At 63.4% G+C, this 17,881-nt stretch carries 21 protein-coding genes; 17 read left to right on the top strand and 4 right to left on the bottom strand.

All coding sequences use genetic code 11. The features are described 5' to 3' along the window. Window positions 1-27: 27 nt before the first annotated feature. Genes AC54AF_RS09420 through AC54AF_RS09410 form a run of 3 tightly spaced genes read left to right on the top strand, consistent with a single transcriptional unit; the run spans window position 28 to window position 2,102 of the window. Entirely contained in the window at window positions 28-687 is a 660-nt protein-coding gene (locus AC54AF_RS09420) for an HAD-IIIA family hydrolase (protein ID WP_219307574.1), read from the top strand. Continuing rightward, window positions 684-1,061 carry a Rieske (2Fe-2S) protein gene (locus AC54AF_RS09415; RefSeq protein WP_496636329.1) on the top strand — a complete coding sequence of 126 codons (378 nt, stop codon included), beginning with the start codon at window positions 684-686 and terminating at the stop codon, window positions 1,059-1,061. Before AC54AF_RS09420 ends, AC54AF_RS09415 begins: the two co-directional genes overlap by 4 nt. Window positions 1,062-1,100: 39 nt before the next feature. Further along, window positions 1,101-2,102, top strand: a complete 1,002-nt coding sequence (locus tag AC54AF_RS09410) for a S49 family peptidase (protein ID WP_496636328.1) — start codon at window positions 1,101-1,103, stop codon at window positions 2,100-2,102. 377 nt (window positions 2,103-2,479) lie between these two features. On the opposite strand, the gene AC54AF_RS09405 is transcribed toward AC54AF_RS09410, so the two are convergent. Then, window positions 2,480-2,854 carry a hypothetical protein gene (locus tag AC54AF_RS09405; RefSeq protein WP_496636327.1) on the bottom strand — a complete coding sequence of 125 codons (375 nt, stop codon included), beginning with the start codon at window positions 2,852-2,854 and terminating at the stop codon, window positions 2,480-2,482. A 236-nt stretch (window positions 2,855-3,090) separates the two neighbouring features. On the opposite strand from AC54AF_RS09405, the gene AC54AF_RS09400 reads away from it, so the two are divergent. The 11 genes from AC54AF_RS09400 (at window position 3,091) to AC54AF_RS09350 (ending at window position 14,461) form a co-directional block, all read left to right on the top strand. After that, complete coding sequence (locus tag AC54AF_RS09400) at window positions 3,091-3,801, top strand: pseudouridine synthase (protein WP_131687732.1); 711 nt, start codon at window positions 3,091-3,093, stop codon at window positions 3,799-3,801. Between the two features lie 87 nt (window positions 3,802-3,888). Further along, window positions 3,889-4,887, top strand: coding sequence for a fumarylacetoacetate hydrolase family protein (locus AC54AF_RS09395; RefSeq protein ID WP_496636326.1), 999 nt, complete (start codon window positions 3,889-3,891; stop codon window positions 4,885-4,887). Window positions 4,888-5,026: 139 nt separating this feature from the next. Continuing rightward, window positions 5,027-6,220: a flagellar biosynthesis protein FlhB gene (flhB, locus tag AC54AF_RS09390; protein WP_496636325.1), complete on the top strand. Its 1,194-nt coding sequence runs from the start codon at window positions 5,027-5,029 to the stop codon at window positions 6,218-6,220. Beyond that, the gene (gene flhA / locus AC54AF_RS09385; RefSeq protein ID WP_496636324.1) at window positions 6,217-8,313 is read left to right on the top strand and encodes a flagellar biosynthesis protein FlhA; all 2,097 of its coding nucleotides are present in this window, start codon (window positions 6,217-6,219) and stop codon (window positions 8,311-8,313) included. The genes flhB and flhA overlap by 4 nt, the downstream gene beginning before the upstream one ends. A gap of 304 nt (window positions 8,314-8,617) precedes the next feature. Then, window positions 8,618-9,946, top strand: coding sequence for a flagellar biosynthesis GTPase FlhF (flhF, locus tag AC54AF_RS09380; protein ID WP_496636323.1), 1,329 nt, complete (start codon window positions 8,618-8,620; stop codon window positions 9,944-9,946). Continuing rightward, window positions 9,939-10,802: a MinD/ParA family ATP-binding protein gene (locus AC54AF_RS09375; RefSeq protein ID WP_496636322.1), complete on the top strand. Its 864-nt coding sequence runs from the start codon at window positions 9,939-9,941 to the stop codon at window positions 10,800-10,802. The genes flhF and AC54AF_RS09375 overlap by 8 nt, the downstream gene beginning before the upstream one ends. A gap of 45 nt (window positions 10,803-10,847) precedes the next feature. Continuing rightward, window positions 10,848-11,579, top strand: a complete 732-nt coding sequence (locus tag AC54AF_RS09370) for an RNA polymerase sigma factor FliA (protein ID WP_131687738.1) — start codon at window positions 10,848-10,850, stop codon at window positions 11,577-11,579. Next, complete coding sequence (locus tag AC54AF_RS09365) at window positions 11,561-12,307, top strand: flagellar motor protein (protein ID WP_496636321.1); 747 nt, start codon at window positions 11,561-11,563, stop codon at window positions 12,305-12,307. Before AC54AF_RS09370 ends, AC54AF_RS09365 begins: the two co-directional genes overlap by 19 nt. A gap of 5 nt (window positions 12,308-12,312) precedes the next feature. Further along, complete coding sequence (gene motD, locus AC54AF_RS09360) at window positions 12,313-13,101, top strand: flagellar motor protein MotD (RefSeq protein ID WP_496636361.1); 789 nt, start codon at window positions 12,313-12,315, stop codon at window positions 13,099-13,101. A gap of 63 nt (window positions 13,102-13,164) precedes the next feature. Then, window positions 13,165-13,527, top strand: coding sequence for a translation initiation factor Sui1 (locus tag AC54AF_RS09355; RefSeq protein WP_496636320.1), 363 nt, complete (start codon window positions 13,165-13,167; stop codon window positions 13,525-13,527). Between the two features lie 70 nt (window positions 13,528-13,597). Beyond that, window positions 13,598-14,461, top strand: coding sequence for a hypothetical protein (locus tag AC54AF_RS09350; RefSeq protein ID WP_496636319.1), 864 nt, complete (start codon window positions 13,598-13,600; stop codon window positions 14,459-14,461). 18 nt (window positions 14,462-14,479) lie between these two features. Here the strand turns inward: AC54AF_RS09350 and AC54AF_RS09345 are convergent, their stop codons facing one another. From AC54AF_RS09345 to flgA, 3 genes are all read right to left on the bottom strand, one after another. Next, window positions 14,480-14,947, bottom strand: a complete 468-nt coding sequence (locus AC54AF_RS09345; protein ID WP_131687742.1) for a flagellar export chaperone FlgN — start codon at window positions 14,945-14,947, stop codon at window positions 14,480-14,482. A gap of 8 nt (window positions 14,948-14,955) precedes the next feature. Further along, the gene (flgM, locus tag AC54AF_RS09340; RefSeq protein ID WP_131687743.1) at window positions 14,956-15,264 is read right to left on the bottom strand and encodes a flagellar biosynthesis anti-sigma factor FlgM; all 309 of its coding nucleotides are present in this window, start codon (window positions 15,262-15,264) and stop codon (window positions 14,956-14,958) included. Window positions 15,265-15,375: 111 nt separating this feature from the next. Then, window positions 15,376-16,071 carry a flagellar basal body P-ring formation chaperone FlgA gene (gene flgA, locus AC54AF_RS09335; protein ID WP_496636318.1) on the bottom strand — a complete coding sequence of 232 codons (696 nt, stop codon included), beginning with the start codon at window positions 16,069-16,071 and terminating at the stop codon, window positions 15,376-15,378. 191 nt (window positions 16,072-16,262) lie between these two features. Between flgA and flgB the strand changes: the two genes are divergently transcribed. From flgB to AC54AF_RS09320, 3 genes are read left to right on the top strand one after another with little or no spacing between them, the layout of a single operon-like run. Beyond that, complete coding sequence (flgB, locus tag AC54AF_RS09330) at window positions 16,263-16,715, top strand: flagellar basal body rod protein FlgB (RefSeq protein ID WP_131687745.1); 453 nt, start codon at window positions 16,263-16,265, stop codon at window positions 16,713-16,715. Window positions 16,716-16,717: 2 nt separating this feature from the next. Then, complete coding sequence (gene flgC, locus AC54AF_RS09325; protein WP_034754081.1) at window positions 16,718-17,119, top strand: flagellar basal body rod protein FlgC; 402 nt, start codon at window positions 16,718-16,720, stop codon at window positions 17,117-17,119. Window positions 17,120-17,134: 15 nt separating this feature from the next. Then, a complete protein-coding gene (locus AC54AF_RS09320; protein ID WP_496636317.1) occupies window positions 17,135-17,830 on the top strand; it encodes a flagellar hook assembly protein FlgD in 696 nt (231 codons plus the stop codon). Window positions 17,831-17,881: the final 51 nt, after the last annotated feature.

Here is a 17,881-nt window from a genome sequence, read left to right as displayed (position 1 = left end):
GAGCCGGCGGCTATGCCGTCGGGAAACATGGCAAGAAAGCAATTTGATCTGATCGTCTTCGATTGGGACGGTACGCTGATAGACAGTACCTCGACCATCGTCAAGTGCATCCAGGCATCGGCCAAAGACCTGGGCTTGCCAATTCCCACCGAGTTGCTCGCTTCGCACGTGATCGGCCTGGGCTTGCAGGAAGCCATGCAGCTGGTGATGCCCGACGTGGAGCCGAAATACCATGCGCGCATGGCGGAACGCTACCGCTATCACTATCTGTCGCGCGACCACGAACTGGCGCTGTTTCCAGGCGTCTACGAAATGCTGCAGGAACTCTCGCAGCAAGCGTATTTCCTGGCGGTGGCCACGGGCAAGAGCCGCGTCGGCCTGAACCGTTCGCTGAATGCCGTCAAGCTGCTGTCGCTGTTCGATGCGACGCGCTGCGCCGATGAAACCTTTTCCAAGCCCCATCCGGCCATGCTGCAGGAGCTGACGCGGGAACTGGGGCAGGATATGCGCCGCACCGTGATGATCGGCGACACCAGTCATGATTTGTTGATGGCAAGCAATGCAGGCGCGGCCAGTATTGCCGTAGAGTATGGAGCGCATCCGGTGGAGCAGTTGCAAGCTTGCAATCCCCTGTATTCGGCTGCCACGGTGGCCGAGCTGCACCAATGGCTGAGCGAGCACGCATGATGAACGAGGTTGTCGATGTATTCATTTGCGCCGCCGACGCTGTCGCCGATGGCGGCAAGGGCGTGCGCTTTCCCGTCTCGGCCGGTGGCGAAGCGACCACCGGCTTTGTCGTGCGCCATGGCGGCAAGGCGTATGGCTACCTGAACCGCTGCGCCCACGTGCCGATCGAACTGGACTGGGCAGAGGGCGAGTTCTTCGAGTCCAGCGGCTTGTACCTGATGTGTTCGACGCATGGCGCCATCTATGTGCCGGAAAGCGGCTTGTGCGCGGGCGGTCCCTGCAAGGGCGGGCGCTTGCGTCCGATTGCCGTGGCCGAACGCGATGGCCAGCTGTACTGGCAACCCGACGAGTATGTCCAGCCGCTGCCGGCCTGAAGCCGGGGCAGGCCTTATGTAATTTAAGCAAAGTGAACCATGAGCGATAACACGAATGACAAGCTGGACAGCAGCGCGCCAGCCGCCGGCCACGGCGCCCCTGCGGGACACTGGGAGCGCGACGTGCTGGAAAAGCTGGTATTTGCCACTTTGCAAGAGCAACGCGCGCACCGCCGCTGGAGCATCTTTTTCAAGCTCTTCGGCCTGCTGATCGTGCTGTTCGCCCTGTGGGTGTTTTATGAGTACAACACGGCCGACGACAGCGAGACCCTGGGCCGTCACACGGCCCTGATCGACATCAGCGGTGCCATCGAGTCCGAAGGCAGCGGCTCGGCCGCCGTCGTCATCCCCGCGCTGGACAAGGCATTTTCCGATGCCGGTTCCGTGGCCGTGGTGCTGCATATTAATAGTCCGGGCGGCAGTCCCGTGCAGGCCGGCATGATCGTCGACGAGATGCAGCGCCTGCGCAAGGGCTATCCCGACAAGCCTTTATATGTGGTGGTCGATGAAATGTGCGCCTCGGGCGGCTATTACATCGCCGCCGCCGCCGACCGCATCTACGTCAACAAGGCCAGCGTGGTCGGTTCCATCGGCGTGCTGATGGATGGCTTCGGTTTTACGGGCGTGATGGAAAAGGTCGGCGTCGAGCGCCGGCTGCTGACGGCGGGCGAGAACAAGGGCTTCATGGACCCGTTCAGTCCCCTGACGGAAAAGCACAAGGCGTATGCGCAAGGCATGCTCAATGAAATCCACCAGCAGTTCATCGACGTCGTGCGCACGGGACGGGGCAAGCGCCTGAAGGAAACACCGGATACCTTCTCCGGCCTGTACTGGACGGGCGCGAAAGCCGTGGAAATGGGCCTGGCCGACGATTTCGGCACGGTCGACAGCGTGGCGCGCGACGTCGTCAAAGCGGAAGACATCGTCGACTACACGCAGCATGAAGGCTTGCCGGAACGGGTGCTGAAGAAGTTTGGCGCCGCCATGGGTGCCGGCGCCATGAAGGCGGCCGTGCAGCAGTCACAACCGGCGTTGCGCTGAGGACATCACTCTTGGCTGGCAGGCAAGCCAGTCGAGAATGATTTTCAATAAGGTGGTAAATTGACTTGAAAACAGGGCTGCTTGGGCTATAGTGAAAGCGTAGTTCTTTTCAAGGAGGGGCGATATATCAACTATGTTGTCAGTACTAACTTGATTGGCAGGTCTTGGAACTACTCGCCGCATCGCAGATGTGGTTTTGAGTGAATTTACATTCCTCACTAAAGTCCCGATGGGGCTTGGGAACGGCGGCGCAATGCCGCCGTTCCCTTTTGTGCGTGCTCGATGGGCTGGTGCGAGTCGATATTGTTGCGTTGTCTGGGCGAGCTGGCAAGGCAGGCATGCGAGGGCAGGGCATGGCTGGTTCGATGGCGGCGCGTTCAGGCGGCGCAGCCGTTACAGTGGGCAGGCTGCGGCGGGGTGGCTGCTTGCCGGGCTGGCGCCGTTGCTGTGCTGCCGGTATCGGGCGGCGTGTCCGTCATGGCGGTTGCGCTCACGTTATCGGCTGCCGCATCCGCATCCGCGTGCATGAAACCGCCCTGTTCCAGCCAGCACATGAAATGGCATTGCGCCTCGGCATGCCAGTGCGTCTGGCGGGCTGGCGCTGGCGGCGCATCCGCCTCCCGCGGCGCGGCGGCGTTGCTCCAGCGCGCCACGCCGAGTCTGACCTTGTGCATGGCCGCCTGTTCTGCGGCGATGCGCTGGCGCATGTCGGCGATGCTGCCTTGTAAGGCGATGGTATCGGTATGCTTCATACGATGTCCTTATGAGGGGTGGCGTCTGCCACAATTCCTAAAGTACATTAGGCGGATTCCTAACGAAGTTTCAGTCTATCAAGGCGATATTTCGGGCGCTTGATATTTCTCAAAGGAATCAATCATTTCTCGCCAAATCTCACCTTGTTCTTTTTGGTATTTCTGCATGCGCCATAGTTTGATGCCGCTGGCGCCGCCGCTTCACGCTGCCAGCCGCTTCTGGTAAAGTCACGCCCATGAGTAAATTATCCCTAGACCGCATCCTGCAATCGCAGGGTTTTGGCACCCGTAAATATTGCCGTTCCCTCATCGAGGATGGCGATGTCGTCATCGATGGCGTCACCCAGACCAATTACCGCACCACCGTCGAGACCGAAGGCCTGGTGCTGCACGTGTTCGAAGAAGAGTGGGTGTATCGCGCACATCTGTACCTGGCGCTGAACAAACCCGCCAACTTCGAATGCTCGCGCAAGCCCAGCCATCACCCTGGCGTGCTGACCCTGCTGCCGGAACAGTTCACCTGGCGCGAAGTCCAGCCCGTCGGCCGGCTCGACCATGATACGACCGGTATGCTGCTGATGTCCGACGATGGCCCCTTTATCCATGCACAATCGTCGCCGAAGCGTCACGTTCCCAAGATTTACCAGGCTACCACGCAAGCGCCCGTGACCGATGAACTGGTGGCGCAGCTATTGGCTGGCGTGCAATTGCACGACGAGCCTGCCCCGCTGGCGGCCCTCGTTTGCGTCCAGCGCGGAGAATTCCAGCTCGAAATCGTGCTCGAACAAGGCAAATACCACCAGGTCAAGCGCATGCTGGCCGCCGCCGGCAACCATTGCAGCGCGCTGCACCGTTCCGCCATCGGCAGCCTGACGCTGGAATCGCTGGGCATCGCGGAAGGCGAGTGGTGCTATCTGACGCCAGAGCAGATCGCGCTGCTGGCCTAAATCCTGCCTGACCGCCAAAGCCGGGAATGTCCCGGCTTTTTGGCGTCTCTCGTCCCCACTGCCTGCATTTGACGAAGTTTCCTCCACATGAAATTAGCAACTTTGAAAGACGGCACGCGCGACGGCCAGCTGGCTGTCGTCTCGCGCGACCTGAAAACGGCCCATCTGGCCGATGGCATCGCCCCGACCCTGCAAAAGGCGCTCGACGACTGGAGTTTCATCGCGCCCCAGCTCGATTTGCTGTACCAGACCATCAATAGCGGCCGCGGCCATCGCGCCTTCGAGTTTGATCCCGCCAATTGCATGGCGCCCTTGCCGCGCAGCAGCTTGCGCGTGGCGGGCGCGTCCTATCTGCAGCAGATCGAGCGGGCCTGCAAGGCCGCAGGCGTGGAGGTGCCCGCCAATCTGCGCGAGGCGCCGCGCCTGTACCAGGGCGCCAGCGACGATTTCCTCGGTGCCCACGACGACATCACCCTGGCGCACGAGCAGTGGGGCATCGACTACGAAGCGGGCATCGCCGCCATCACGGATGACGTGGCCATGGGCTCGACGCCCGATCAGGCCCACCTGAACATCAAGCTGTTGATGCTGGTCAACGACATCACCCTGCGCAACCTGGCGCCCGATGAGCAAGCCAGTGGCTACGGCTTCCTGCAAGCGAAACCGGCCATGGCCTGCTCGCCGGTGGCCATCACGCCCGACGAGCTGGGCGACGCCTGGCGCGGCGGCAAGGTGCATTACGCCCTGCGCTGCAGCCTGAACGGCAAGTTGACGGGTCAGCCCCACGCGGGCGCCGACATGGCCTTCAATTACCCGCAATTGCTCGCCCATCTGTGCCAGACGCGCAATGCGCGCGCCGGCAGCGTGGTCAGTGCGGGCGGGATCGCCAACAAGGAAGTCAAGAAGGGATTTTCCAGTATCGTTGAGCGACGTAACCAGGAGATGATCGCCGATGGCGTCGTCGGCACGCCCTATTTGCTGTTCGGCGATGTCGTCCGCCTGGAGATGCTGGGCGATGATGGCAAGTCCCTGTTTGGCGCGATAGAACAAACGGTGAAACAGGCCGAGGCGCGCAAATCGCGTTAAGTTTCTTATAGGCAAAGGGAAATACAGGGGAATTGTGCCCCTGTTCCGCCGATGGCGTCCGCACACTTGAACCGATAATGAGTCATGCCCAGTCCGTATTGCGCCTAGCCAGGCTGCAGGACTTCACCGGAGTTGATTGATGTCGGAAGACAGCGACGCAGAAAAGACCGAAGCCGCGTCACCGAAGCGCCTCGAGCAGGCGCGTGAGGAAGGCGACGTTCCGCGATCGCGTGAAGTGGCGACGTTCACGGTGCTGATGGCGTCCGGCTGCTGCCTGTGGTTTGCCGGCGACACCATCGTGCGGCGGCTGACGGCCGTCATGGTCTCCGGGCTGACTCTGGACCGCGAGCAGATACTCAATCCCGACGCGATGATGCTGCGCATCGGCTACGACGTGGGCTCGGTCTTGCTCACTTGCCTGCCGTACGCGCTGGCCATCATGCTCGTCGCCCTGGCGTCGCCCGTGCTGGTGGGCGGCTGGCTGTTCAGCTCCAAGGCATTTACCCCCAATTTTGGCAAGCTCAACCCGATTCGCGGCCTGGGCAATATGTTTTCGAAGAATGCGCTGGTGGAGCTGCTCAAGGCGATCGCCAAGACCCTCGTCGTCGGCGTCGTCGCCTGGATGGTGATGCAGCATCAAAAGGACGCCGTGCTGGGCCTGTCGGTCGAATCCTTGCGCGCCGGCTCGGCCCATCTGATCAGTCTCTTGATCTCGGCCTTCCTGCTGATCGTCGGCGCGCTGGGCCTGATCGCCGCCATCGACGGTCCGTACCAGATGTGGCACTACGCCAACAAGATGAAAATGTCCTTGCAGGAAGTCAAGCAAGAGTCGAAGGAATCGGACGGCAATCCGCAGATCAAGGCGAAGATACGCCAGATGCAGCATGAAATGTCGCGCCGCCGCATGATGGCCGACGTGCCGACGGCCGACGTGGTGGTGACCAATCCTACCCATTACGCGGTGGCCTTGAAATATGGCGAGAATTCGCGCGGCGCGCCGCAGGTGGTGGCGAAGGGCATCGACGAGGTGGCGGCGAAGATCCGCGAACTGGCCGGCGAACACAAGGTTGCCATCCTGGAAGCGCCAGCCCTGGCGCGCGCGCTGTACAAGCATACGGATATCGGCGACGAGATTCCCGAGGCGCTGTATGGCGCCGTGGCCGAAGTGCTGGCGTATGTGTTCCAGCTGCGCAGCTACGGCAAGGGCCAGGGCGAGCGACCCGACAAGCCGAAGAAACTCGACGTGCCGCCCGAGCTTGACCCGCAGAATCCCGCATCGCAGACCCCGCCCGCAGCCGGCGCGGCAGACAAGAATAGAGGAAGCACATCATGAACGGCCTGAGAATGCCAGCCTGGCTCAGTGGAATGGGTGGCAACGCCAGCAAGGGCATCGCCGCGCCTATCATCATCATCATGCTGCTGGCGATGATGGTGCTGCCGCTGCCCGCCTTCATCCTCGATATTTTCTTCAGTTTCAATATCGCGCTGTCCATCATCGTGCTGCTGACGGCGCTGTACACGGTCAAGCCGCTCGACTTCATGGCATTCCCGACCATCCTGCTCGTGTCGACCATGCTGCGCCTGTCGCTGAACGTGGCGTCCACGCGCGTGGTGCTGACGGAGGGCCATACGGGTGCCGACGCGGCCGGTAAAGTGATTGAAGCGTTCGGTCACTTCCTGATCGGCGGCAACTACACGGTCGGTATCGTGGTCTTCATCATTTTGACGATCATTAACTTTACCGTGGTGACCAAGGGTGCGGGCCGTATCGCCGAGGTGGGCGCCCGCTTCGCGCTGGACGCCATGCCTGGCAAACAGATGGCCATCGATGCCGACCTGAACGCCGGCCTGATCGGCGAAGACGAGGCGCGCCGCCGCCGCACGGAAGTGGCGCAGGAGGCGGAATTCTACGGCGCCATGGACGGTGCCAGCAAATACGTGCGCGGTGACGCCATCGCCGGCATCATGGTCACTGTCATCAACATCGTCGGCGGTTTGCTGGTGGGCTTGCTGCAGCACGACATGGGCTTTGCCGATGCGCTCAAGAACTACACCCTGCTGGCCATCGGTGACGGCCTGGTGGCGCAGATTCCATCGCTGATCATTTCCACGGCCGCCGGTATCGTCGTCTCGCGCGTGGCCAGCGACCAGGATATCGGCACCCAGCTGGTGGGGCAGCTGTTTGCGAAACCGCAAGTACTGTATATTACCGCCGGCATCATCGGCGGCATGGGGCTGATTCCCGGCATGCCGAACATGGTCTTCCTCTTGCTGGCCTCGCTGCTGGCCGGCTCCGCCTATCTGATCACCAAGAAGCGCACGCAGGAAAAAGAAGCGGCCGAAAAGCCGGCCGAAGTGCCGCAAGCGACCGTGGCGCCCGAGCAGGAAGAAGCCAGCTGGCAAGACATCATGCCCGTCGATACCCTGGGCCTGGAAGTGGGCTACCGTTTGATCCCCCTGGTCGACAAGACGCAAGGTGGCGAATTGCTCAAGCGCATCAAGGGCATCCGCAAGAAATTTGCCCAGGAAGTGGGCTTCCTGGCGCCGCCCGTGCATATCCGCGACAACCTGGAACTCAAGCCGTCCGCCTACCGCATCACCCTCAAGGGCGTGGAAGTGGGCGTGGGCGAAGCGTTCAATGGCCAGTTCCTGGCCATCAATCCCGGCATGGCCAGCGGCACCTTGCCGGGCCTGGCCACCAACGACCCCGCCTTCGGCTTGCCCGCCACCTGGATCGACGCCAGTTTGCGCGACCAGGCGCAATCGATGGGCTACACGGTCGTCGATGCCGGTACCGTGGTCGCCACGCACTTGAACCACCTGATCACCTCGCATGCGTCCGAGCTGCTGGGCCGCGCGGAAGTGCAGTCGCTGCTCGACCACCTGGGCAAGGATGCGCCGCGTCTGGTGGAAGACCTGGTGCCGAAGATGCTGTCGCTGTCGACCCTGCAAAAAGTGCTGCAGAACTTGCTGGCCGAGGGCGTGCACATCCGTGACATGCGCAGCATCATCGAAACCCTGGCCGAGCATACGGTCAGCACGCAAGACCCGAACGACCTGACGGCGCTGGTGCGCGTGGCCCTGGGCCGCGCCATCGTGCAGCAACTGTTCCCTGGCGCGGCCGAACTGTCCGTGATGACCCTCGACAGCCGCCTGGAGCGTTTGCTGATGCAAGCGATGGGCAACGGCGGCGATGGCGCCGGCATCGAGCCGGGCCTGGCCGATACCATCGCGCACCAGGCAGGCCTGGCCGCGCAGCAACAGGAAGCGCTGGGCCTGACGCCGGTGCTGCTGGTGCCGGCGCCGCTGCGCGCCTTGCTGTCGCGCTTCCTGCGCCGCGCCTTGCCGCAGCTCAAAGTGCTGTCGCATGCGGAAGTGCCGGAAACCAAGACCATCCGCGTTACCAGCCTGGTGGGCGCGCAATAGTTGACATGGTTAATGCCGGGGTCAGACCCTCAACACCACCAACACGAAGGTCATCGCCAACGTGCGAGGGGGTCTGACCCCAGCCTTCGTTTTTGCTTATTTTTTCATCAATTTCCTGCTGGCAAACTGAATAACGGGTACTTTCCCGTCCTGTTCCTTCGATCATTTCCTGCAAGCATCGCTAATAATGGAAACTGTCCGGGTGATCTGTGTCCATGTGGAAGACAGCACCCAAGCAACAGGAGTCGACGATGGTCACACAGTTCAGCCAATATTGCGCCACCCCCGCCTTGGGAGGCCGGTCATGAATGTGAAGAAATTTACGGGCGCCTCGTCGCGCGATGTGCTGCGCAAGGTGCGCGAAGCGCTGGGCCCCGACGCCGTGATCCTGTCGAACCGCCAGGCCGATGGCGTGGTGGAAATCCTCGCGCTGGCCAATGACGATGCCGCTTCGCTGGCGTCGCCGCCGGCCGCCTCCGAAATGGCCCAGCCCCGTCCCCAGTTGCAGACCCAGTTCGCCACGCCGCAGCGTCAGGCCGCCCCGGCCCAGCGCCCGGCTGCGCCGCGTCCTGCCGCACCGCGCCAGGCTGCCTCCGAGCCAGTGGACATGGCCCGCATGCAGCAGATGATGGCCAGCGCGCTGGCGCACGTCAAAGAGAATGCCGCCGCCGAGATGAGCGGCATGATGAATGAAATCCGCGCCATGCGCGGCATGATGGAAACCCAGCTGGCGGAAATCTCGTGGGGTTCGACGCAGCAGCGCGAGCCGCAAAAAGCCGTCGTGCTGCGCGAAATGCTGGCCGCCGGCTTCTCGGCCAGCCTGGCGCGCTACCTGATCGACAAGCTGCCGGCCGGCCTCGATGGCGCGCAAAGCATGCGCTGGATCAAGACCGTCCTGAGCCGCAACCTGAACACGGTGGCCAATGAAGACGCCATGCTGGAGCAGGGCGGCGTGTTTGCCCTGGTCGGCCCGACGGGTGTCGGCAAGACCACCAGCACGGCCAAGCTGGCGGCCCGCTGCGTGATGCGCCATGGCCCGGAAAAGCTGGCCCTGATCACCACGGATGCCTACCGTATCGGCGCGCATGAACAGCTGCGCATCTACGGCAAGATCCTCGGCGTGATGGTGCATTCGGTGAAGGACGAAGCGGACTTGCGCATCGCCCTGAAGGAGCTCAAGAACAAGCACACGGTGCTGATCGATACGGTGGGCGTGAGCCAGCGCGACCAGATGGTGACGGAACAGGTGGCCATGCTGTCGGGCGCCGGCGCCGACGTGAAACGCCTGCTGTGCCTGAACTCCACGGCGACGCAGGAAACGCTTAACGAAGTGGTGCGCGCCTATCAGGGCAGCGGCCTGGCCGGCTGCATCATGACCAAGCTCGATGAAGCGGCCTCGATCGGCAATGTGCTCGACGTGGTGATCCGCCAGAAACTGAACCTGTTTTATGTGTCGAACGGCCAGCGCGTGCCGGAAGACCTGTACCTGGCAGACCGCGGCTACCTGATCGACCGCGCCTTCAAGCTCAAGCGCGACTCGGCGGCGACGCAGTTTTCCGATGCCGAACTGCCGCTCTTGATGGCGCAGGCTGCCGCCCGCAACAATGAAGCGCGCGGGGTGCGCCTTGGCTAATTTCGATTTCGACCAGGCCGAAGGCCTGCGCCGCATGCTGGCCGGCCCGCAGCCGCGCGTGATGACATTTTTATCGGCCACGCCGCAGGACGACAAGGGCGCCATGCTGGTCAACCTGGGCGCCTCGCTCGTCTACGGCGGCAATGACGTGCTGCTGCTCGACGCCAGCGGCGGCAGCGATGGCGTGGCGGCGCGCCTGGGCCTCGCGCACGGCGCCAGCCTGCGCGACGTGGCGCGCCAGCAGTGCGGCCTGAACCAGGTCATCCACCAGGTGCCGCAAGGCTTCGGCGTGGCCAGCCTGGGCGCGCGCAACCATTTGATGGATAGCATGGACTATGCGGGCGAGGACGAACTGCGCCGCCTGGGCAAGACTTTCGACGTGCTGGCACGCCAGAGCGGCATCGTGCTGGTCGACGGCGTCATGGCGGACGAGGGCGATTGCTTCCCCGTGCCGCTGATGGCTTCTTCCGACATCGTCGTGCAGGTCTCGACCAGCGCCACGTCGATCAAGGCGGCGTATTGCCTGATCAAGCGCCTGAGCCAGCAACTGGGACGCCGTCCGTTCGGCATCCTCGTCACCGGCGCTTCCGAATCCGAAGCAAAAGTGGTATACGATAATATGGCGCAGGCGGCGAGCCGCTACCTGGCCGTGAAGCTGACCTCGATGGGTTCGGTGCCTGCCGACGAGTATCTGCACCGCGCGGCGCGGCTGGGCCGCAGCGTGGTCGATGCGTTTCCGCTGGCGGGAGCTTCGGTGGCGTTTCGCGGACTGGCCGAGCGGCTGGCCCGTTCGGCGGCGCCGGTGCTCGGCGGCACCTTGTACCAGACGGGGAGCCCGCACCAGTTCAGCGCCTGAATCGAACCGTAGCACCAGATAAGATGAGAAAACAATAAGCAGCCTATGTACACGGTCAAAGGGAAATCGAACAAGGACTATTTGCTGACGGAGCACATTCCGCTGGTGAAGCGTCTGGCGCACCATATGAAGGCGAAATTGCCGCCTTCGGTCGAGGTCGATGACCTGATCCAGGCCGGCATGATCGGCCTGCTCGATGCCATCAGCCGCTATGAAGAAACGCATGGTGCGCAATTCGAGACATATGCCGTGCTGCGCATCCGCGGCGCCATGCTCGATGAATTGCGCACCAGCGACTGGCTGCCGCGCAGCATGCGCCAGAACATGCGCAAGATCGAAGAGGCGATGAGCACCTTGCAGCAGCGCCTGGGCCACCCGCCGACGGAATCGGAAGTGGCGAAACTGCTGAAGATGTCGCTGTCCGACTACCAGGAAATGCTGGGCGATGGCGGCGGCCACCAACTGCTGTACTACGAAGACTTTCATGACCCGGACGGCAATGACAGCTTCCTCGACCGCCACTGCGTGGACGAGGACAGCGACCCCTTGCGTTCCCTGCTCGATACCGATTTCCGGCAATCCGTGATCGATGCCATCGACGCGCTGCCGCCACGCGAGAAAATACTCATGGGCCTGTATTACGAAGAAGAGCTGAACCTGAAGGAGATCGGCGCGGTGATGGGCGTGTCCGAATCGCGCGTCTCGCAGCTGCATACCCAGGCCGTCGCGCGCCTGCGCGCAACCTTGAGGGAGCTGGCGTGGACTGGTCCAGCGTAATCGGGCTGGCGCTGGCGCTGGCGGGCCTCTTGGTCGGCCAGGCACTGGAAGGCGGCAAGATGGCCTCCCTGCTGCAGCCGGCCGCCTTTGCCATCGTGGTCATCGGCACCTTCGGCGCCGTGCTGCTGCAAACGCGGCTGCGCACCTTCGTGCGCGGCCTGGAAATGCTGCGCTGGGTCTTCCTGCCGCCGCTTGATACGCGCGCCGCGCTGGCGCGCGACATCGGGCAATGGAGCTTGACGGCGCGCCGCGACGGCACGCTGGCGCTCGAGCGCCTGATGGAAAACACGGCCGACCGCTTCAACGCCAAGGGGCTGAGGATGATCGTCGACGGCATCGCGCCCGACAAACTGCGCCAGCTGCTCGACGTGGAAATCTCCGCCTACGAGCTGGCCGAGCGCCAGGCCGTCAAGGTGTGGGAATCGGCGGCCGGCTATTCGCCCACCATCGGCATTTTGGGCGCCGTGCTGGGCCTGATCCACGTGATGGAAAACCTCACCGATCCGAGTAAATTAGGCAGCGGCATCGCCGTGGCGTTTGTCTCGACCATCTATGGCGTGGGCCTGGCCAATCTGCTGTTCCTGCCGGTGGCCAATAAACTCAAGGCCATCGTCTCGCGCCGCGTGCTGCAATACGAAATCACGGCCGCCGTGCTGTACGACATCGCCACGGGCGACCACACGCGCATCATCGAAGAGCGCGTGGCCAGCCTGCTGCACGAGCATTGACCATGATGCGGCGCGCGCGCAGGAAGTATGACGAGGAACCAGACAACCAGGACCGCTGGCTGATCTCGTATGCCGACTTCATCACCCTGCTGTTCGCCTTCTTCGTCGTGATGTATGCGATTTCGCAAGTCAACGAGGGTAAGTACCGCGTCTTCCAGAATGCCATCGGCCAGGCCTTCAGCCTGGAAAAGGGCGCGCCGCCCATCATCATGGAAGCGCCGCAGGCGATCCCGTTGCCAAACCCCGCCCTGAAACGCCGCGCGGAAGCCATCCGCCGCGAGCGCGAACACATGACGCGCCTGGCGCAGGATCTGACCTCCACCCTGGCGCCGCTGGTGAAGGAAGGCAAAGTGCGGGTCACGCAGACGAGCCGCGGCGTGAGCGTGGAAATCAATGCCAGCGTGCTGTTCGACCCGGGCGCGGCGCGCCTGACGATGGAGTCGGACCAGGCCCTGCGCGCCGTCGCCGTGCTGCTCAAGGACGATACGCACGACGTGCAGGTGGAAGGGCATACGGACGTGCAGCCGATCAGCAACTCGACCTTTGCCTCGAACTGGGAATTGTCCGCCGCGCGCGCCAGCGCCGTGGTGCGCCTGTTCATCGCCAGCGGCGTGCAAGCGTCGCGCCTGACGGCCGTGGGCCACGCCGACAATATCCCCGTGGCGCCCAATGAAACTGCGGAAGGGCGCGCGCGCAACCGCCGCGTCGCCGTGACGATCTTGTCGGGCATCCCTGAAACGGTGACGGAAGTGCCGACGCCGCCTGTCGCGCCTGCGCCTGCGCCGGCCAACTGACGCGCGTCAATTGCGGGCTGCCGCTTGGTACAATCGCGCTTTCTTCCTCTTTATCTCTTCATCATGAAAAGCAGTTCCCTGGGCGGTCTCGTCTACTCCACCGAAACGGGCCGCATGTGTCCTGCCTGCCGCCAGCCGCTGGCGCAATGCGCGTGCAAGACGCAAGCGAAGGCGGCGCCCGCGGGCGACGGCGTGGTGCGCGTGTCGCGCCAGACCAAGGGCCGTGGCGGCAAGAGCGTTACGGTGGTCAAGGGTTTGCCGCTGGACGCCATCGCGCTGGCCCTGCTGGGCAAGCAGTTGCGCACGCAGTGCGGCTCGGGCGGCACCGTCAAGGATGGCGTGATCGAAGTGCAGGGCGACCATGTCGACACCATCCTTGCTGCGCTGACCAGGCTGGGCCATCAGCCGAAAAAGGCGGGCGGCTAGCCGGGTCGCGTGCGTGCGGCGCTGTGCCGCGCGCCTGTGGTAACGTGCATTTCCTTTGATGCGCCACCTCATGATGAATAGCAAACTGACCGCCATCGCCATCGCCATCGCCGCCGCCGCCAGCGCGGCAGTGCTGGCGCTGGTGTACTGGCCCGCACCCGATGGCGGCGCGCCCGCAGCCGTGGCCGCCGCCGGCGCACCGCCGGGACGCAGCCTGGAATCGTACTTGCCTATCGATGCCAGCCCGCTCGCCGCTGCCGCACCCGTTGCCGCGACCCTGGCGCAGCAGCTTGCGCGCCTGGCCGACAGCGGCAAGCCGGAAGACGCGTATGCGGCCTATCACCTGCTCGACGACTGCATCGTCTTCCAGCGCGAAAGCCGCTTGCCGGAGATGGAATTCGAGCTGGGACGCGAGATGACGGCGGAAGAAAAAGCCGCCCAGCAGCAGCTGTGTGCGGGCCTGACGCAGCGCCAGCGCGACGACCGCCTCGGCTACCTGGCCACTGCCGCCAAGGCGGGCGTGCCGGGTGCGGCCACCCTGTTCCTGTCGGAAGGGCCGTTCGGCGACCGCAGCGCGCTGCGCAACCGTCCCGACGATCCGCTGGTGCAGGCGTGGAAGCGGCAAGCCATCGCCCAGCTGACGGCGCAGGCGGACGCGGCGGAACTCTCCAGCGTGTCGACGCTGATGATGGCGTATCTGCGCGATGGCGAGGTGGTGCAGAAAGACGCGCCGCAAGCGTATGGCTACCTGCTGGCGCTGCGCCAGGTCTACGACGAAATCCTGGCGCCCGGCGTGACGAATCCGTATCAGGATGAATACTGGCACTGGCTGCAGGCGGAACTGACGCCGGAGCAGCAAGCGGCCGCCAGCGCCAGGGCGCAGGCCATCGTGGCGAAGTATCGCCAGCACGCGGGGCGTCCCGCGCACGGTTGAACGGGCAAATAAGGGAAATTAGCCGATGACGACGCGCCGGCTGGCCGTGTTCGTCGTCGCCTGGCCGCTGGGGCCGTAGAAATTGCCGCTCTGGGCCGGGGGGCGCATGGCGTTCAGGGCGCCTTGCGTATGTACCATGTGCTTGTTGACGAGCAGGCTGTTCAGCCGGTTCTGTTCCTTCGCTTCGCGCGTCGTCTCGAGCAGGGCTTTCCACAGGGACGCCGCTTCGGCCTCATGGGCGCCGACCAGCCAGTCTTCCATGCCCGCCTCCGCAGCCGTGAAACCGGCTGCCGCCAGCGCCTGGTGGCGTTGCGCCGCCAGCTGGCTCAATTGTCCTACGAGTGCCGTCTTGCGCGCCGTGAGCTCCGTGATTGCATCGATGTCAGCGGCAACCAGATGCCGCTGTTCTTCTTTCATCAATGCCAGCAATGTGGTCATGAGCTGTTGCTCGTCGCGCAGGCTGGAAAACGGAGTCACTGATTGCATGAGGGAACCTATCTATTTCGTGAGTGCAGCAAGTCCTTGACCGTGTCGAGGAGACCGTCCGCCACTTTTTCTGAGTTGACCTGGAACTGGCCGTCGGCGATCGCCAGCTTGATGCGTTCGACTTTTTTTGTGTCGAACACGGCGCCGCTGCCGGCAGTTGCACTGGCCGCTAATGCCTGTCCTTGCGGCGACAGGCGTACATTGTCCGACGTCGTCGGTGTTGCCTGGGCTTTCTCGGCATGCCGGGCGCCGGAGGTGCTGGCGGGCGCCACCGGCAGGCCGGGATTGCTTTTAATGGTGTTGTCGGTAATTTTCACAGCGTGATCCTCGTCTGGTCGAAGTCAAAAAACTCCGGGATATGTGTCATTATCGGCACCTTCTGCCGAAACTTTAGTGCGCCAGACCACAATATCGCTGTCCATCCGTGTTTAAAACGCCACCTCCACCAAGCCGCCTGCGCGCGCCACGCCGCTGATCTGCTGGCCGCTCTGCGTGCGTACCTGCACCGTCTGGCCATCGCCGGCGCTGCCGATGGCGCGTCCTTCTGATGCCACCTGGAAACCATTGCCACTCGAAACGACGCGCACCAGCTGGCCCTGCATCACCACCGGCTTGCGGCGCAGGGTGTCGAGGCGCATCGGCGTGCCGGGTGGCAAGGAAATATTCGTGCTGGCGCCCACCACCTGGGCCATGTCGGTGGCGATGCCTGCCGGCAATGCGGCCAGGTCGCCCTGCATCGTCACGAGCTGGCTGGCGTCGATGGCTTGCCCTTGCGCCAGCGGCACGGCGCTGGCCACGTAGTCGCCGACGACGGCCACGTTCGCTTGCAGATAGATGGTCCAGTTGGAGGGCGCCGTGCAGCGCACGCCGACGGTGGTCTTGCCCCAGGCGCGCGCGCCCGGCGCCATGAACGCTTGCGGCGCGGGGCAGGCAGCCAGGTTCAGGCGCGGATCGACGGCGCCGACGGTGACCGTCACCTTGCCCGGCAAGCCGTTGCTTTGCACTTGCAGGAATTGTTCGACGCTGTTGCGCAGCGCTTCCGGCGTCTGCCTGCCGGCGTTTTGCGCCTGGGCCAGCAGTGGCAGGACGGCAAGAGCGAAGAAGAAAGCAAGCGGTGTTTTCATGGTGATAGGCCTCTGGAATACTGCCATGATAGTGCGCGCGGCCCCGTTCGAAGCGCCGATTAGGGGGTAAAAGTATGGTCTGATCCGGCGATGGTCATGCCGGTGGGCGCCGTACTATGTTTCCTGTCATCACTATACCGCCATCCTTCCGCCATCTCGGGCGCCAGTGGCAGATCTTTCCGGAGCCTGACATGATAGGGAAACTCGACGATTACATGCGCTTCAACGAGACGGCGCTGAGCCTGCGCTCGACGCGCCAGGAATTGCTCGCCTCGAATATCGCCAATGCCGACACGCCCAACTACAAGGCGCGCGACGTCGATTTCGCCGCCGCCCTGAAGGGCGCGATGGCGCGCAAGGATGGCGTGCCGCCGGCCCTGAAGGGCACGGCGCCGCAGCATATGCCGGGCAAGGGCGTGGCCGCAGCTGCGGGCGCAACCGGTGGCGGCAAGGTCGAGACCCTGGCCGACGGCACGCCGCTGCTGTACCGCGCGCCGGCCCAGGGCGCCGTCGATGGCAATACGGTCGATATGGACCTCGAGCGCAACGCGTTTGCCGACAATGCCATCCGCTACGAGGCGGCCGTGACGTTTCTCAACTCGCAGATCAAGGGCATGCTGACGGCCATCCAGGGAGGACAATAATCATGTCGCTATTTAATATCTTCAATGTTTCCGGTTCGGCCATGAGCGCCCAGGCGCAGCGCCTGAACACGGTGGCCAGCAACCTGGCCAATGCCGACAGTGCCACCAGCGCCACGGGCGAAGCCTATCGCGCCAAGCAGGTGGTGTTCGAAGCCGTGCCCATGGCCAATGGCGCCACTGCCGTCAAGGTGCAGAAGGTGATCGAAGACCCGTCGCCGATGAAGCTGGTCTACGACCCGAAGAACCCGCTGGCCGACGAGAAGGGCTACGTCACCATGCCCAACGTGAATACGGTCGACGAGATGGTCAACATGCTGTCGGCCTCGCGCTCGTACCAGACCAACGTGGAAACCATGAACGCGGCCAAGTCGCTGCTCCTGAAAACCCTCACCATCGGCCAATAAGGCTGACTGATCATTATGGCAACCATCGATACCAGCACCTCCAAAGTCACCGACCTGATGGCGACGATGAATCCGAAGAAGACGACGGCCGCTGCAGGCAGTGTCGAGGCGGAAACAAACAAATTCCTCACCCTGCTGGTCACCCAGCTGAAAAACCAGGATCCGATGAATCCGCTGGACAATGCACAGCTGACCAGCCAGCTGGCGCAGCTGTCCACGGTGACGGGGGTCAACAAGCTCAATACCACCGTGGAAAGCTTGAAAGCCAGCTACCAGCAGGCCGAATCCATGCAGGCGGCCAACATCATCGGCCACGGTGTGTTGACGGCGGGCAAGGATATCAACCTGAGCAAGAGCGCCGCGCTGCTGGGCGTGGACCTGGCCACGCCAGCCGACAAGGTCAAGGTCGTCATCTACAAGGATGGCAAGGAAGTCCATTCCATCGACCTGGGCGCACAGGCGGCGGGCACCTTGCCGCTGGGCTGGAACGGTTCCACCGCCGATCTCGACAAGGACGGCAAGCCGGTCGTGCTGGCCGATGGCGCCTATACCTTCACGGTGGAAGCGACGCGCGGAGGTACCAAGCTCAAGGATGCAACGGCGCTGATGTTCGGTTCGGTCGCCAGCGTGTCGACGGGGGCAAATGGCGTGAAATTGAATGTCCCGGGCGTGGGCAGCATCACCATGGCCGACGTGAAACAGATTCTGTAAGCCGCTTCCCCTTAGCGTGACCCTCTACCCCTAATTCCTACCAGGAGAACA

The sequence above is a fragment of the Janthinobacterium sp. JF4 genome, from assembly GCF_059617925.1.
The sequence above is the reverse complement of the archived record's forward strand: the minus strand, read 5'-3'. Positions and strand labels throughout refer to the sequence as shown.

Excerpts from the sequence above, each read along its gene's own strand:
- AC54AF_RS09420 (WP_219307574.1), top strand. The coding sequence starts at position 28 with ATGGCAAGAAAGCAATTTGATCTGATCGTCTTCGATTGGGACGGTACG.
- AC54AF_RS09415 (WP_496636329.1), top strand. The coding sequence starts at position 684 with ATGATGAACGAGGTTGTCGATGTATTCATTTGCGCCGCCGACGCTGTC.
- AC54AF_RS09410 (WP_496636328.1), top strand. The coding sequence starts at position 1,101 with ATGAGCGATAACACGAATGACAAGCTGGACAGCAGCGCGCCAGCCGCC.
- AC54AF_RS09405 (WP_496636327.1), bottom strand. The coding sequence starts at position 2,854 with ATGAAGCATACCGATACCATCGCCTTACAAGGCAGCATCGCCGACATG.
- AC54AF_RS09400 (WP_131687732.1), top strand. The coding sequence starts at position 3,091 with ATGAGTAAATTATCCCTAGACCGCATCCTGCAATCGCAGGGTTTTGGC.
- AC54AF_RS09395 (WP_496636326.1), top strand. The coding sequence starts at position 3,889 with ATGAAATTAGCAACTTTGAAAGACGGCACGCGCGACGGCCAGCTGGCT.
- flhB (WP_496636325.1), top strand. The coding sequence starts at position 5,027 with ATGTCGGAAGACAGCGACGCAGAAAAGACCGAAGCCGCGTCACCGAAG.
- flhA (WP_496636324.1), top strand. The coding sequence starts at position 6,217 with ATGAACGGCCTGAGAATGCCAGCCTGGCTCAGTGGAATGGGTGGCAAC.
- flhF (WP_496636323.1), top strand. The coding sequence starts at position 8,618 with ATGAATGTGAAGAAATTTACGGGCGCCTCGTCGCGCGATGTGCTGCGC.
- AC54AF_RS09370 (WP_131687738.1), top strand. The coding sequence starts at position 10,848 with ATGTACACGGTCAAAGGGAAATCGAACAAGGACTATTTGCTGACGGAG.
- motD (WP_496636361.1), top strand. The coding sequence starts at position 12,313 with ATGCGGCGCGCGCGCAGGAAGTATGACGAGGAACCAGACAACCAGGAC.
- AC54AF_RS09355 (WP_496636320.1), top strand. The coding sequence starts at position 13,165 with ATGAAAAGCAGTTCCCTGGGCGGTCTCGTCTACTCCACCGAAACGGGC.
- AC54AF_RS09350 (WP_496636319.1), top strand. The coding sequence starts at position 13,598 with ATGATGAATAGCAAACTGACCGCCATCGCCATCGCCATCGCCGCCGCC.
- AC54AF_RS09345 (WP_131687742.1), bottom strand. The coding sequence starts at position 14,947 with ATGCAATCAGTGACTCCGTTTTCCAGCCTGCGCGACGAGCAACAGCTC.
- flgA (WP_496636318.1), bottom strand. The coding sequence starts at position 16,071 with ATGAAAACACCGCTTGCTTTCTTCTTCGCTCTTGCCGTCCTGCCACTG.
- flgB (WP_131687745.1), top strand. The coding sequence starts at position 16,263 with ATGATAGGGAAACTCGACGATTACATGCGCTTCAACGAGACGGCGCTG.
- flgC (WP_034754081.1), top strand. The coding sequence starts at position 16,718 with ATGTCGCTATTTAATATCTTCAATGTTTCCGGTTCGGCCATGAGCGCC.
- AC54AF_RS09320 (WP_496636317.1), top strand. The coding sequence starts at position 17,135 with ATGGCAACCATCGATACCAGCACCTCCAAAGTCACCGACCTGATGGCG.